This is a genomic window from Leptospira kirschneri serovar Cynopteri str. 3522 CT (assembly GCF_000243695.2).
In the GTDB taxonomy this organism is placed as follows: Bacteria; Spirochaetota; Leptospiria; order Leptospirales; family Leptospiraceae; genus Leptospira; species Leptospira kirschneri.
Genome location: NZ_AHMN02000013.1, coordinates 155,001 through 170,720, shown reverse-complemented (window position 1 = coordinate 170,720; position 15,720 = coordinate 155,001). Strand labels below are relative to the sequence as shown.

Below are 15,720 nucleotides of genomic sequence, written 5' to 3'. Positions count from 1 at the left end.
GCTTTGATCCGATATCACTGCTTATCTATTAAATTCTTTTTCAACATCTGCTTTCCGCGAAATACTCTAGATTTTACGGTTCCTTCCGGAATACTTAGTTTTTCCGCGATCTGTTGTTCCTTATATCCTTCACCTACAAGACTTAGTACAGATTTATATTTCCAAGGAAGCATTGCTAAAAGATCCTTCAATTCAAAATCAGTAAAACTGATAGATTCTTTTTCTTGATTGGAATTATCAAAGATCACTTTTTCTTTCAACTTACTTGCAAGCGCCGTTTGTCTAGATCTCTTTTGATTCATTCTCAAAGATTCGTTTCTTGCAATCGTATAAAGCCAGGTGCTTACGGAAGAATCTCCTCGGAACTTATTTGCGGAAAGACTTTTATAAGCTCGGAAATAAGTTTCCTGTACTACATCGTCGATAGAATCGTGAAATTCTTCAAATAGACTCTTTTTAATCGCCGAAAGTACGATATGTTTCGTTGAATCAATTAATTCGGTAAATTCTTTTTGCTCCATGAATTCCTCAATGTAAAATTCCTTGTATTGGAAGGATGATTCTATCCGGAGAAAAAAGATTCACTGGGAATTTTGACTCCGGACGTTGTTCTTTGATTTTGGATTTTTGATCCTGAGTAAGTATTTTTTCTATAGCAAGACGGTGCGAAATTTGATTGATTCGAATTTCGGCTGAGTATTTCCCTATTTCGACAAGTAACTTTCTAATTTTCACAAGATCCACGTTAGGTTCCATTAAAAGACCTTCTAGTTCAATTTCGATAGGAGAAATTTTTTGAAGCCACCTAAGATGTTCTTTTTTATGTTTCTCATTGATCTTAGAAATTTCATCCAGCTGTTTTTCGGAAAGCGCGAATCTTTCTCTTACCGTATCTACGTTTCCAAATACTAGACCAAAACTTCTCAATTGTCGAATAGGTGCCAACTGCCGAACTGGAGTAGAATTAGTATCCACACCGGAACGTAAACCCATTAATTCCTGGGAAAAAATAACCGCCGGAGTTAAAAAACAACCGGCGACAGTAATTCTGACAAACGAATTCAGGAGATTCATTAGGTTTTTACTCAGTAGATAAGACCTGTAACTCAAAGTTTTGTTTCCTGTTTCGAAAATTTTTCCTGACTCAAATTGTCTGAAAAGTAAAAAAGGACTTTTTCTATTAAAATTCGGCTTGTAAGTTTACATGAAAAAATCGCTGATTTTGAAGGATTCCAAAATTCCGTGTTTCAGTTAGATTATTTTAAAAAATCCAAGTTTTATACTCGAAGTTTTTTCTTTTTTTGTATCCTTATATCCATTCCCATTGCGATCGATTTCAGTTTCGAAGAATTATATCTTCGTACGGAAAAATTTCAAAATCACAGATCGGCAAAACCCGCAACGGTCGCGGTAGTTCCCGGAGCTTCCGTTTATAAAAACGAACCTTCCGCTGTTTTAAAAGATAGATTAGACTGCGCCTTAGAATTATATCACCAAGGTAAGGTAAAAAAAATTCTTCTTTCCGGAGACAACGGTTCCATTTATTACAACGAAGTAAAACCCATGCTACTCTATATTCTTAAAAACGAAGTGAACGAAAAAGATATATTCGTGGACCATGCGGGTTTTAGAACGTTAGACACATTGGTTCGTGCAAAGGAAATTTTTCAGATTCAAGATTTGATTTTTGTCAGCCAAAGAGTCTACCAACCTAGAGCAGCGTTTCTTGCAAATAAAATCGGTCTTAAATTTCAGGCCTTCGAATCCGATCGAAGAATTTATACGAGCGGACCTTTCAGCAGATTTAGAGAATTTTTTGCCAGGACTCTAGCTTGGATTGATATGAATCTGTTCAAAACAAATCCGAAATATTTAGGGGATCCGTTTCCGATCGAAGGAAGCGGAGTCAAAACCTGGAAAGGTTCCGTTCTTTAAAATTTTTGAATTTAGAAATCGATAAATTCAGACCCCAACCTTCGTAAATTTTTATTGAATCAGTATTCTTTTTAAGTAATAAATACTTTCCAGTTTATCTAAAACAGATGCCAAAACATAAATTAAGAAAATTTAATTATAGGCAACTACTACAGATTAAGTATTTTCGAGAAGTTTATAAACTTTTAAATCGTCTTTGCGTTGTTAAATGAGTAGTTTCTATATTAACGTGAGCAGGGCGTAACAAATGCGAAAGCGATTATTATGCTGCGATCCGTAGAGAGTCGTTGCACCTGAGTTTATTATTCGCCCCAATTTTCTTACATCGAACTCACGTTATATTAGAGTGATAAAAAAATCTGTATTACTATATTCAGAATTATTTTATCCATTCGTTTTAGACAAAATGGCGCCCTTAGAAAGTGGGATTGAGTTTCACAAAAATGTGGGAACTATTACAAAAATTGAACGAGATTAGAACTGCTCAAAAGTTCATAAATTGTCAAATGAGACTTAATTTGTAGGAACTACTGCATTTTATTAAAAATTTCTAAAGAATTATCACGTAAAATTCTTTGAGGTTTTAAGATAAGCTCGATATAAAAACAGAAGAAAATGAATTTTTCAAAAACTCTATTTATTATGAATTCGATGTAGGGAAAAATTTTTCTAAAAATAAGAGTTCCTACATTCATTTATGGAAATGATCGATCCTAACTTTTAAAGACTAAAAAAACAGGGTAGTTCCCACAGATTAAATCGTATTACAAATTTTTAAACATTCATTTTTTGTGATCTGAGCCAAAGAGTTCCCACATTTTATTTTTATGGAAAAAGTAGTTTATAAAACAAATCTTTTAGATTTCGCTCGTGTTATTTAATACAAGTTCGATATAAAAACCGAGTTTGTATAAAGTTAAGTATTTCCAAAAAAGTTAGCCGTAAGAACTCAACATATAAAAACTATTCTGCAAATATCAACATAGATGTTTAAAAGTATATTCTAAATTTTGAATACGACTAAGCGTTAAATTCAATTACGGCAATAGAACCAGAATCCGAAAGGATTTGAAAACTACCTTTGATCTGTTTAGTCAAAAGTTGAATCAATTTAAAGCCAGAAGTTTTTGGCTTTAACCAAGTTTTAGAATCAGATATTCCAAAACCGTCATCCTCGATTTGAAGACGATACTTATTTCCTTCTTTATGAAACCGAATGACAACTTTCCCCACATCAGAAGAAAACGCATGTTTTAAAGAATTAGATAAAAGTTCGCTAAAAATCATAGCGCAAGGAATCGCATATTCGATTCTTAAAAAAACCTGTTCCGTTAAATTTTCTATTTTTACAGATTGTTTACCAAATTTATGAACAAGATTTATAACAATTTTTTCAATCACTTCCGAAAAGTCTATGTCAAAATAATTTTCGGACTTATACAAATAATTATGAACTTCAGATATTGCTAATATACGATTTTGAAAATCGGACAATATATTTCTAAGATTTCCTTGGTCAGAATCGCTGTGCATTTCCACCAAACCGGAAAGAACTTGAAGATTATTCCTGACTCTATGGTGAATTTCCTGTATCAATTCGTTTTTTTCTTCAATCGATCCATGAAGAGTTTTTACAGCGATAATCGAAATTACAGAAAACATAAAAAATAGAGCGATCCGATCCGCCATATGAATAGATTCGTGGCTTTTTTGCATTAAAAGTTCTTCTATAAAAATTAAAAGAAAACAGTACACAGCAATCAGAAGAGTTCGCTTTACATTTGCAAAATATAAGAAAATCATAATAAATATAGCCAAAACAATATTCTTATTCCCTTCATCCAAAGGAGAATTTCCCCGCGAAAGCCCAAAAAACCAACCAACACTAACAGCGATTACACTTGCGATCAAAACGATTTTGAGAGCCAATTCAAATTTTTTTCTCAATAAAAAAAACAAGGATATTGCAGATGCAACCATGATGATTAAAAAACCAGGACGTAATAAATTACCTTTCGCAAACCAAACATAAAAATTCACAGACGTACCCAATAAAAGTGACACCACATTAAAAATGAAAAGATGGAACGCCCTATTTCGAGTAAGGTAATCTCTGTCTTTATAAATATGATTGGTCAATCCTGAAAATTTCATCCGCTTACCCTCGTCTTTCCGCTCGCCCGAAAAACAAAAAACTCACTCTATTTAATCAGACTTGAAGAGAAAATATTTTTTTACAAAACAATTCGTAAAGTATAGTGAATTCAAATACAACGACAGTTTTTTGAGAAATTAGATGGATCATTCATTTCTAACATCACTCAACTATTATAAAGCTATCACTTGTTCAGCCTTTTTTAGATCGAGTTGAACTCTAAAACCGTAGTAAAACCACCTTTGGAGAAAATTTGAAAACGACCTTTGATTTGTTTTGTCAATATTTGTATTAAAGTGAAACAGGCCGTTTTGGGTTTGGACCAAATTTTAGAATCCTTGATTCCAGAACCGTCGTCAGAAACTTGAAGAAAATATTTATTTCCTTTTTTTCGAAACGAAATTTGAACGGTTCCTTTTTCCGAACGAAAAGTGTGTTTTAAAGAATTAGATAATAATTCGTTAAAAATCATGGCACAAGGAATAACACTTTCAATCCTTAAAAAAGTAGACTCAGTTTCGGTTTCTATCTTGATAGAACGTTCTCCCAATCTATGAGAGAGATTTAGTATAATCTTATTCATCACTTCCGAAAAGTCTATTTCGAAATAATTTTCAGACTTATACAGATAATTATAAACTTCAGATATTACTAATATACGATTTTGAAAATCGGATAATATGATTTGCAGATTCTCCTTATCAGACGCGCTATGCATTTCCACCAAACCGGAAATTACTTGAAGATTATTTCTAACTCTATGATGAATTTCCTGTATCAATTTGTTTTTTTCCTGAACAGATTCATATAAAGTTCTTACCGTGAGAATTAAAATCACCGAAAACATAAAAAATAAACCGATTCGATCCGCTGTGTAAACGACGTCGTGTTTTTTAAGATAAAACTCATCTACAAAAATTAAAAAAAAACAGTAAAACATTATATATATAGTTTTTCTCACATCGGTAAAAAATAAGAAAATCATAATAAATATACTGAGAATGATATTTTTATTACCTACGTCCGAACCTACATTAGGAATTCCCCAAAACCAACCTGCAGTTACAAAAACGACACTTGCAAATAAGATTATATTTAAAGCCAGTTCAAACTTCTTTCGCAATAACAGTATAAAAGAAATCAAAGATGAGAACGTCATAACTGCAAATCCCACCCTAAAAAGCTCTCCTTTGGTAAACCACAGGAAAACTGAGGATGAAAACCCTAAGAGTAATGCAGCAATATCAAAAACAAAAAGGTGAGTAGCTCGTTTGTGAGTTAAATAATCTCTATCTTTATAAATTCGCTCAATCAGACCAAAGAATGACTTCACTTTTTAACTCCGCTTAGAAGAAATTTTTAAAATATTACTTTCTTCTAAAATAATAAGACGGAATTAGTTAAAAAGATACGATTCCATTTCAAATAAATTCAAAGTTGTTTTTTTAAAAATCCCTTTTTATTTTGATCGGAATCGTTTTGAAAAATCCATCCCGTAAAAATTTGAAACGATATTTTTGATCTTATAACAAAATCCCTATCAAGGATAAATCGAAACTTTCTTTTTATAATATTTGAAATTATTTTTAAGGACCTTACTTAATAAATTTATTGAACGATGACATTTAGAAAATATGGATTTCATACAGAAATTTGATTTTAAGTTCGTTATCCTTGGGTCTCATAGAAGTATACTTTACGTTTTTCTAAAATGTAAAATCCTCATAAACACTGTGCGCTCCCCCTCCGCCGTGACCAGTTCCGCCGCTGCTTCCCCCACTGCCGCTCGAAGAACTTCCTCCGCCTGTCCGTGTCCCACTACCCCGATTAGCCCCACTTCCTGAAGAAGTCTTTAATCTACAATTATCCTTACAAGTATCACATACTTGATAACAGAGAAAAGGAACAGCGGAGGATTCTGAATTGATCGCAGCGAGAAGACAGATAGACAACTGAGCCTCACAATTCTTTTCGCAGCCAGAGGTATCCATTTTACAATGCTCTAAAAAAAATATAAAAATTATAAGTAAAAAATAATGTGCGAACTTCATCATTTAGCACCAACACCGGCTTTAATAAGAATATCTTGAATCATTTTATAATATTCTAATGTAGACTCTGACCAAGCCGTATGCCCTTGTAAGGTCATTGTATGTATATCCGCACCCGAAGTTTTACGATTTCCGGGATAACGGTTAAAAGATGCCTTCATCAAGGCTGTATGTCCGTCTCTTGTTCTTGCATTTACGTGTCTAATTAAATATTCCGAAATTAAGTATTCTCCTTCCTTTGCTGCGATCATAAGAGGAGTATAATTTTTAAAAAACGGATCTTTTTGATTGATTCCCCCTCCCAAACGGAGACAATTCTCCAAACCTTGTAAGTCACCTTTATAAACGTAGTCAGTAGGATAATAAGAAACGTATCTTTGTTGTGGAAAGACACATGCCGTAAAAAATAAACTCGTCCCAAAAACGAGGTGAATATACTTTATCTTATTTTTACAAAAGCTCTTTTCAAACTCTTTTAGAATCAAACTTAAAAGTTTCATTATATATTCTTCCTTCAATATCCGTTCATTCTATCGATTTCCAAATCCACTTCAATAGGTGTAAACAGTAATTGCGGAAACTACTCAGAAACGATTTTACCATTAGTGGTTTTTACCTATAGAATTTTCGGTGATCCCAATAGAGCTTGACTTTTAGATATAAAAATTTTTCATTTAGCACAAGTTTCAAATTTAATACTCATTGTAAAATTACTCATAACTTATAATAGAATACACAAAGTTTTACGATAAAAATTCAGGTTACTCCAATTTTATAAAGATCAGTAAGAATTTTTTTGGAAATGAATCTTTAAATTTTAGAAATAAGTTTTAATAAGGAATTTCTATAAAACTTGAAAATAAATATTTTTTACAAGAAATACCCGCATGAAATTTAAAAAACAAAAGTATATTAAAAATTCATTTTATAGAGTTTCTATCAAGTTATTTGAAATTAAACTTACTTTTGGTGTAATTCAATAATTACATAAATAGAATTGTTGAAAAATTAACTCTCCATCTGCTCTATGGAAATAGTTGATTGAGGTATTTTTTTAATCTGAACTATAGAATTTTTCAAAAACTCTAATAAAATTTTCTTTAGAAGGTAAAAATGAAACTTTGGTTTCCACAAGAAAGGCGATTTTATTTTTTTTCGATGTATATCTTTTTAATTTTACTTTGGATCATTGAAGAAGTTTTAACCTTCGCATTCGATATTAATTGGATAGAAAGATCTCAGGCTTATTTCACTACGATCGAAGCTGCATTCGGTCTATTATCTATTATTGGAATTTATTTTTTATTTCAGGAAATTAGAAACACAAAAGCGGATATTGAATCCGCTAAAGTAATGATCGAAGGACTCAAAAATAAAAATCAATTTTTAGTTCAGAACAATCAATCTTTCTGGGAATCTCTTCAAAAACAATTGGAAGAATGGGACCTCTCCGATAAAGAAAAAGAAATTGCCCTTTTACTTTTAAGAGGTATGTCTAATCACCAAATCGCTGCTATTCGAGGAAAAAGTTTGAAAACGATCGAGAACCAAACATTTTCCATCTATCAAAAATCTGGAACTACCGGTAAATTGGAATTCATTGCGTATTTCATTTCTCCTTTGTTGCCCGAAGAAGATTGATCCTAACCCTTTTTATAATTAAAATTGTTGAAAAATTAATCCTCCTATCTATTCCATTGAAATGGATAACTAAAACAGTTTTACGAATCTCCGCTATAGAATTTTTCAAAAACTCTAATATTTTTACCCACCCCTATCAAATTGAGCACCTAAATATTTATCCCAAAGTTTTGTTTTACGTTAGTTCGATAGAATCCAATGCGAAAGCGATTTAAAGCGTAGAGAAACTCAGCAGAACGCTTTCCTACGGGTCGCGTTCTATAATTAAATTGAAACTAAAGAAGAAATATTGCATTCAGTTTCCTTCATACAATTTATTGACTGTAGCTGAAAGCACGGTCTTGATTCGCCCAATTTTCTTACGTTGAATTCACAGGATTGAAGTGGTAAACTTATTGGTTTGGATTTTTTATTGTGCAGTTCCGAATAGTTTTGTGTAATTACCTTATCTGTAAAATCATCCTAATCTGAATATTCAATAAATATTAATTTATTTAAATATTCTTATTTATTAATTTTAAAATTCAATTTTATCCACAAACCATTTCAAAATTGGAAACAAAAATTTCCGATGCAGGATCTTGAAAAATATCTAATTTTAAACCAGTCATCGCGGAACTATTTTTTTAAGTATAGATCATAATTTTAGAGAAGTAGATATTCTTGTATGTTTTTAGATTCCAAAAACTTTAAGAAATCCATTTTGTAACTTTTTGGAATCTAAATTTGAAGAAAAAATTTTGCAAAATAAAAATTCAATTCTAGTTCGTTTTAAAATTAAAAACTTTTTTTACGAAATGTTTGGATAAAGATCGAGCAAATGGGATTTATTCATCTCGAAATAGAAAATAAAATTCTGCCGGATCACAATTTAGATAAAAAATTCGTCTTCTTAATAATGAAGGTGGGAAAACCGAGTCTGCGTTTGCTCATCTTTTAGGAATTAAAGAAGATCCATATTGTACTTTATTTGACCTGAACGTTTTTTCCGAAGAGGACTAAGAAACTTTATTTTTAAGTCCGCGTTTTTTTCAACTTCGGATAAATGTATATAGTAGTTAAAAGTTATATGTAATTTTTGTATGAAAAAAATAGAATTGAATCAAGCTTGACAACGAAATTTTTTTGATCATCTTATACTGTCCCTATCGATATTTTTTCTAAAGGTCTCAACAAAATGAAAAGGTTTTTCAAATTCATCTTCTTCGCTGGAACGTTATCAATTTATTTTCCTACTAACGCTCAAAAAAATAATACGATTGATTTCGACGCCGAGTTGTATGCTCAAATCGTTCGTCAAAGCGCTTATCAATACGGAACGATTCTTAAATCTAGAAAGGTTCTCAAAGATCATAATCATTGGAAAAAACCCATCGATTCGGCGTTCCGTAAACTGGCTGATTCCTCAGGGAATCCTACTTTTCCGATCGTTTATAATTTAATTCAGGACAATTCTTTCAACGCTTTCGCTATGGCGGGCGGACAGTTTTGTATCAATTCGGGTACTTTAGATATTTTAGATCAAGTAATTGCAAATTCAGAACCGGACGTAAAAGATAAACTGAATTTTTATAGAGAAAGATACATTGCGGGTGTTTTATCCCACGAACTTTCACACTACTATAATAAACATACCTTTAATTCTGTAAAAAAATTCTATCAGTTGAAAGGAAATCCAAGCGGAGAAGTTATATTAGAAAATATTAAATTTTCTCAGGACCAGGAAGTAGATGCAGATCAAACCGGATTTCAACTTTTAAATAAAGCGGGTTACGGCGGAGAATATATGATTCGTACCTTGGAATTGATGAGCGATATAGATAATCAATATAAAGAATATATCGCGAAAAAAAAATTAGATAAAACCAGTCCGGAATCTATGACTTCTTTGTATTTTACAAGTCATCCTTCTCCGAACGATAGACTTTCCAGATTCAGTAGCGATAAACAGGAACTCTATTCTTTACTGGCTACATTGGAAAAAACCTTTGATGATATCCAATTCGGTAAAAATCTAGATCTGGCTAAATCCAATTTAGAAAAGGCTCTTTCTAAATTTCCCGGTAATACTCATTTAGAAAAATCTTATGCAATTTGTCTTCATAAAATTTGGATGTCAACCGCAAGCAACGAAGATTTAAAAATTAAGCCGATTATCGATATGCCTTCTTTTCGGGATTCTATGTTGTTTCCAGGCGGACTTCGTAAAAGAGCTGTTATGCGAACGACTCCTGGCAACCAAGCCGCGTATGCAAAAGCGAAAGAAGCTTATCAAAAGGTAATTATAAAAACAGAAGATCCTTACTTTATTTCAAACTATGCAGTCCTTCTTTCTTATTCCACCGAAGAAAACGACATGAACGTTGCAAAGTCTCTTGCAGGAAGCACCGTAAGAGCTGAAAATTCCATTCCTCTGGCAAATAATTTTGGAGTGGTTTTGTATTGGACCGACGATGAAGAAAAGGCCATGGAGATTTTCAAATCGGTTGCAAATATGGTGGATAAAAGAGTACAAAGTTTCAGTGAAAAATCTAAATCGAATCCGGACATTCAGGCTTATTTACAAGGAATCGGAAATTCAATTCATCAAAAATTACAATTAGATCCGGATTATATTTACGAAAACTTTACTCCTATTTTAAATTACGTTCTTTTAGAATCTTACAAAGAAAAAACTCCGAAAACGAAACAATTAGCTTTATATTATTTAGAAAATTATGATTCTTTTTCTGGTTGGGCAAAGTATCTCGCAAATATTCAAGGAATCAATCTGCCGGAACCATCTCAGAACACAAAACAAAATGTTTTCAAGGTCGGTGGGATTGGTCCTGGTGATAAACTAGAGGATCTACTAAAACTATGGGGACAACCGGATAAGATCCAAGTCGATAAATCTTCCGGAAGTGAATTTTATATTTATAGTAACAAAGAAACTTCCTTTTTATTAAATATTGGTTCGGTTCTTCAAGTCAATGCATACGGAGACAATAGCCCTGGTATCGATAAGGGTGTGACTATTGGTTCAGATAGAGGAATTGCCGAAAAAGTTTTCGGTAAACAATTCCAAAAAAACGGACCCTATCTTGGATATTCTCAAAACGGAAATGCATTTGTTAAATATAGGAAGAATAAAGTTGATCAGATCATTCTTCAATAGAGTTGTTGAGAAATTCCTAATTCAATTGACAAAACTACTTTAATCGACCGTTTCCATAAAATAGAAACAATTTTGCTAATCGTCACTATAGAATTTTTCAAGAACCTATGACGATCGCGAGAGTAATCGTAATATCTCGCGATCGATCGTTTAAACTAGAAGGATTTTACCCTATCTCATTGACAATCTGGTAAAGCCCAAGGATAACCGCAGATGTTTGCGAGTTGATCCATTCCCACCGCACGAAATAAATTATCCACTTCGCTCTTAGAAATAAGTCCCTTTTGGATCAATTTCCATCCCAGAGATTGGGGAGAAAAAGGACTTTTGATCGAAAGATATTTGTCGTTGAATCCCGGACTTCCGTTTGCAGGAAGAGGAGAACCGTCGTAGAGTTCATTCAAAGTGGTTAACAAATCTTTCAAACTCACTCTAGAATTCTTAGGATGAACCACGTCTCCATAATAGACCCACTTGAAATTTACCGGCCCACCGTCCAACATTTCTCCCAGTAACTTCATTTGATCGTATCGATATTCAAATTGATTTAAATAAGGAGCATAGTTTCCAATTGCGTAATAACTATCCACATGATACGGAGGCACTTGCAACAGATAATGAACAAAGCCGTCATAACGATATTCATTGTTTGAGTTTGTGCTATAATTTGTAAAAGTAGAATTGATGCTTTGGATATTTTGCAACCTGGAGTTCCACTCCGGAGAATTTTCTGAGATTCCTCGGACCCACATTTCATACCGAAACCTTTGGTAATCGGAATACGCCTGGTCCACGATCGGATCCAACTGCCAACCATTTTGGTATGTACCCAGATAGTAGTTTCCTTGCACCCAGTTCCCCCGATTTCCGCTAATCAAATATCTACCGATAGGATTTACAATCCCCTCCGTCAGCGCCATATTCATATCTTGGTATTCATACAGATTGTGCGCCCGTGCATAGTTTTGATTATTAGAATTTCTAAACTGTCCCGCCCAATTATTAGTCGTAGTTAATGTCCAAGGAGCTGCAGATTGTACTATGGTATGTCCGAACTCATGACCCAAAGGAATATCAACCGAAAGTTCTGATGCGATGATAATATTTGCCTGTGGCGCGCTCAAGAAAAGATTCCCCGGATAGGCTCCGGAACCGTATGTGCCATTAAAATTAATTGTGTAACAAGTTACACAATTCCGAGCTGGATTGTTGATAAACATATCAAAGTGAATCTTTTCCACGGATTCGGATGGAGCTTCCATTCGATTATGAAATTCCACCACTCCCTGCCAACTTGAAAGAGTCAACTTCATGCTATTCATGAGACTCGTGGGGATTGAACTCAAAAGGTTTACGGTTCCTAAATCGTACGTTTTCGTAGTTGCATTCCAATATTCACTCAAGGGCAACACTACTTCAAAGTAAGGCTCCACCTGACTCTTTTGTGTATTCGGGTCCACGAATAGAGTTTGGAAAAATTTACTCTGGTCGTATGGAAAATAATTGAGAGCTGAAATTGTTGTCTTCTCCCAAACGCTACGGATTGTACCGATCGAATTGTTATATACAAGACTTGTTTTGTAGTCCAGCACAACCGTAATTCGAACCCGATCCGGAGCGGGGATGGTCTTCAAACAAGTGTTTATCTGAGGAGCACTTATATTTCCATCCAGACCACTTTGTAAATTAGATACGTAACAACCCGCCGGATTTGTCTGAGTGCTGTTGAAAAAATTCAAATGAACCTGACCGGGAACTGGTCTGTAACTTCCAGGACTTGCAACGTCGCTCGAAACGGCAACTCCGGTCACGGGATCAAAATGACGTTTGAACTCGTGGCATTGACTCCAAGGGATCGTGAAAGGAGAACTATGAGCATTATTATTATGACACTGAGAATCCTCTAAAAAACCGATCTTTGCTTTCAATGTGACAGGTTTTTCTTGTACACAAAGTATTCCCATCTCCATACTTCCTTGAGAATTTGGGTCTTGGGTTTCCTTCCATTGACAAGGAATAGAACCCGCCGAAATAGAAGTCCCTGTTTTGTAATTTGCATATCCAATCCCTCCTTGAACGGAAGCATTTCCGTTTGTCCAAGGCTGCGATCCAGAAGAACAAAGTTGTGTAGATGGAGCCGTTTTCCAGTTAGACTGAAGTCCAGTCCAAATCCCAAAATCCCAGAGGTAAAAAAAATCGGCGAACGCATAACTTAGATTTCCAGTCGAAAAATCAAAAAGCCCAGAGTCGTTCGTAGTAAACACCATCTTTCCATCCGGTCTGTAATACGAAGTATTTTTTACAAAGACCCAATCCTTTTGTCCTGACGAAGAATTCGGTCCGACCGTAGTCGCAACACGATTAACACCGTCTACAATCATCGCTTTATAAGGCCCGGTCCCGGATAGGCTAGAAGGAATATGAGAATTACAATATGCATCTGCGCCGGAAATACCCGAGAAGTTTCCATTGTGAGTAAGAGGTAAAACGGAAGTACTATTTGTATAACTAGTTACAAAAACATAAAGTCCTCCGGTAGGAATCACAGTCAAATTGTTAGAGTGTGAATCGATCAAATTTAAAAATGAACTTTTTAAAGAAGAAATTCCAAATGAATTTGAATTTTCTCCCCCACATCCCGCAAAAAATGTGACCATCAATATAAAAGAATAGGAATATATTGTTTTGAATATGTATTTCAACATTAAAGTCTCCTTAAGAAAGAAGAACAAAGGAATGATTACTTTTTTGCACATGTTTGGCAAATAGGTGTTTTTTAAAACCGATTCAAGAAAATTTCACAGGGGAGTAATTCAGTTAAACGTAATGCTTGTCTTAATCCGAGTTCGATAATAATATCTAAAAGGGACCTAAGCCCTAAATAAAAAGAGCGGCACTCACCGAAATACAAGGCGCGGGCCCTAAATTGTAATTTCAGAATATTTAAATATTTCAAATACTTCATAAATGACTAACGTATTCTTTATTCATTCTCAGTAAAACCAAGAAAATAATGATCACAGAATATTCATTTTATATTATAATAATTTCCAAAAATGAGGCGTGTTTTTCAAAAATTTACACTTAGAATATAATAAGACACTGTTATTTTTGATAAAGTAAAATTGAGTTTTAGGACGCACTCTAAACGACTAATAGAGTTGTTGAAAATTCCATAGTGGCGATTAACAAAACTGCTTCAATTGCCGATTTGCATAAAATAGAAACAGATGGAGAATTCATTTTTCAACAACTCTAATATGAATTCTCTTTACTACTGACAAAACCAATCGAATAGCTAATAGTTTTGGACAGTCGGATGTTTCCAGCTAAGAATTGCAGATATTTTTCAGATTGGATCTCTGCTTTCAAAATTATAGACAAACGACACCTTAAGCGTTTTAAACAAAACATTCATTCTGTTTTGTTTATCTCCGGGTCGCTCGGCACGTGAGCGATCGATGCGGAGTCAAGTTATTGGCTTTTTCGATCTCCATCTTGAATTTCGTTCGTATTCAATAACTTGACTGAAGCGGAGAGCGCGACTCTGCGCATTTACAAATCATTACACTTTTTCCAAACCATTTCGCAGAGGCACGCCCAGCGAGAAATCCTCGAAAATTTTAAAAATCCTTTTTGAATCATTCTGATCTTTTCTTTTTCACTTTCCGTTACTTTAAAACAGAACATTCGTTCTGTTTTTTAAATTCTCTATCCGTCCAGTCATGAAAAAAACTTTCCTCCCCGCCTGGCTGTTTTAAACAAGTCCTATTCCATTGGGAAATCCAAGATTTGGTATAGTTTCATGAGAGAAATCAAAACAGTAACAGTATTGGGCGCGAACGGTACCATGGGCGCCGGATCTGCGGCAATTGTTGCCTCATTCGGAAAGGCAAAAGTTCACATGCTCGCTAGGGACACGAACAAAGCAAAAGAAGGTATCGAAAAAGCGATCGGTTCGGTTAAAACAGATACAATCCGTCCTAGACTGATTCCAGGTTCATATGATGAGGATCTAGAAAAAGCGGTCGCTGAATCCGATTGGGTTTTCGAACTCGTTGCAGAAAGTTACGAAGTAAAAGAACCGATCAACAAAAGAATCGCAAGCTCGAGAAGACCGGGAACCATCGTTTCTACAGTTTCATCCGGTCTTTCTATCGAAAGACTTTCCAAAGCATTCGACGAAGATGGACAAAAACATTATTTTGGAACTCACTTCTTCAATCCTCCTTACAAAATGATTCTTTGCGAACTTGTTTCTCACAAAGGTTCGGATAAAAAAGTTCTCAAAAAACTCGGTGAATACTTAGAAAAAGTTTTAGGCCGCGCAGTCGTCTATACGAACGACACTCCCGCGTTTGCCGGTAACAGAATCGGTTTTCAGCTCATCAACGAAGTCGCGCAGATTGCTGAAAAATATTCCGATAAAGGTGGAATTGCTCTAATGGATGCGATCATGAGCGGTTACACTGGTAGAGCGATGGCTCCTTTAGACACCGCGGATTTTGTAGGACTAGACGTTCACAAGGCGATCGTAGATAATCTCTATGAAATGACAAAAGATGCGGCTCATTCTACTTTTAAACTTCCGGGTTACTTTCAAAAGCTCATCGATAAAGGTGATCTGGGAAGAAAAGCGGGCGGTGGTCTTTATAAGATGTCTAAAACCCCAGATGGTAAGAAAGAAAAATTAGTCTATAATATAGGCGCCGATTTGTATGAACCACTTCCTAAATTCGACATTGATTTTATTCGTCAGGCAAATAGAAAAATTTCCGAAG

General features: G+C 34.4%; 12 protein-coding genes (1 of these 12 cut by a window edge). 5 read left to right on the top strand and 7 right to left on the bottom strand.

Annotated features, from left to right (window positions below; genetic code table 11):
* Window positions 1–14: 14 nt before the first annotated feature.
* Window positions 15–521: an RNA polymerase sigma factor gene (locus LEP1GSC049_RS210890; protein ID WP_004755621.1), complete on the bottom strand. Its 507-nt coding sequence runs from the start codon at window positions 519–521 to the stop codon at window positions 15–17.
* 7 nt (window positions 522–528) lie between these two features.
* Window positions 529–1,074, bottom strand: a complete 546-nt coding sequence (locus LEP1GSC049_RS210895) for a Spy/CpxP family protein refolding chaperone (RefSeq protein WP_004760244.1) — start codon at window positions 1,072–1,074, stop codon at window positions 529–531.
* 168 nt (window positions 1,075–1,242) lie between these two features.
* Between LEP1GSC049_RS210895 and LEP1GSC049_RS210900 the strand changes: the two genes are divergently transcribed.
* Window positions 1,243–1,935, top strand: coding sequence for a SanA/YdcF family protein (locus tag LEP1GSC049_RS210900; protein WP_004768240.1), 693 nt, complete (start codon window positions 1,243–1,245; stop codon window positions 1,933–1,935).
* 1,020 nt (window positions 1,936–2,955) lie between these two features.
* Here the strand turns inward: LEP1GSC049_RS210900 and LEP1GSC049_RS210905 are convergent.
* The 4 genes from LEP1GSC049_RS210905 to LEP1GSC049_RS210915 form a co-directional block, all read right to left on the bottom strand.
* Window positions 2,956–4,089: a sensor histidine kinase gene (locus LEP1GSC049_RS210905; protein ID WP_004757291.1), complete on the bottom strand. Its 1,134-nt coding sequence runs from the start codon at window positions 4,087–4,089 to the stop codon at window positions 2,956–2,958.
* A gap of 203 nt (window positions 4,090–4,292) precedes the next feature.
* On the bottom strand, window positions 4,293–5,423 hold the full coding sequence (locus LEP1GSC049_RS210910) for a sensor histidine kinase (protein ID WP_025186080.1): 1,131 nt from the start codon (window positions 5,421–5,423) through the stop codon (window positions 4,293–4,295).
* Between the two features lie 373 nt (window positions 5,424–5,796).
* Entirely contained in the window at window positions 5,797–6,141 is a 345-nt protein-coding gene (locus LEP1GSC049_RS0206915; RefSeq protein ID WP_025177969.1) for a hypothetical protein, read from the bottom strand.
* Window positions 6,141–6,641 (bottom strand): ankyrin repeat domain-containing protein, encoded by a 501-nt coding sequence (locus LEP1GSC049_RS210915; RefSeq protein ID WP_004760188.1) that lies wholly within the window; start codon window positions 6,639–6,641, stop codon window positions 6,141–6,143. The genes LEP1GSC049_RS0206915 and LEP1GSC049_RS210915 overlap by 1 nt, the downstream gene beginning before the upstream one ends.
* 613 nt (window positions 6,642–7,254) lie before the next feature.
* On the opposite strand from LEP1GSC049_RS210915, the gene LEP1GSC049_RS210920 reads away from it, so the two are divergent.
* The 3 genes from LEP1GSC049_RS210920 (at window position 7,255) to LEP1GSC049_RS210925 (ending at window position 10,939) form a co-directional block, all read left to right on the top strand.
* Entirely contained in the window at window positions 7,255–7,782 is a 528-nt protein-coding gene (locus tag LEP1GSC049_RS210920) for a helix-turn-helix transcriptional regulator (protein WP_004760189.1), read from the top strand.
* Window positions 7,783–8,664: 882 nt separating this feature from the next.
* Complete coding sequence (locus LEP1GSC049_RS2000000229295; protein ID WP_078131458.1) at window positions 8,665–8,784, top strand: DUF4269 domain-containing protein; 120 nt, start codon at window positions 8,665–8,667, stop codon at window positions 8,782–8,784.
* 175 nt (window positions 8,785–8,959) lie between these two features.
* Window positions 8,960–10,939 carry a M48 family metallopeptidase gene (locus tag LEP1GSC049_RS210925; RefSeq protein ID WP_004755676.1) on the top strand — a complete coding sequence of 660 codons (1,980 nt, stop codon included), beginning with the start codon at window positions 8,960–8,962 and terminating at the stop codon, window positions 10,937–10,939.
* A 176-nt stretch (window positions 10,940–11,115) separates the two neighbouring features.
* Here the strand turns inward: LEP1GSC049_RS210925 and LEP1GSC049_RS210930 are convergent, their stop codons facing one another.
* Window positions 11,116–13,644 (bottom strand): DUF1554 domain-containing protein, encoded by a 2,529-nt coding sequence (locus LEP1GSC049_RS210930; protein ID WP_016561073.1) that lies wholly within the window; start codon window positions 13,642–13,644, stop codon window positions 11,116–11,118.
* A gap of 1,100 nt (window positions 13,645–14,744) precedes the next feature.
* Here LEP1GSC049_RS210930 and LEP1GSC049_RS210935 point away from each other — a divergent pair.
* Window positions 14,745–15,720, top strand: the 5' portion of a protein-coding gene (locus tag LEP1GSC049_RS210935) for a 3-hydroxyacyl-CoA dehydrogenase family protein (RefSeq protein ID WP_004755564.1). Its footprint extends 335 nt past the window's final position; 976 of the gene's 1,311 nt are visible here — the first part of the coding sequence; the start codon lies at window positions 14,745–14,747; the stop codon falls past the right edge of the window.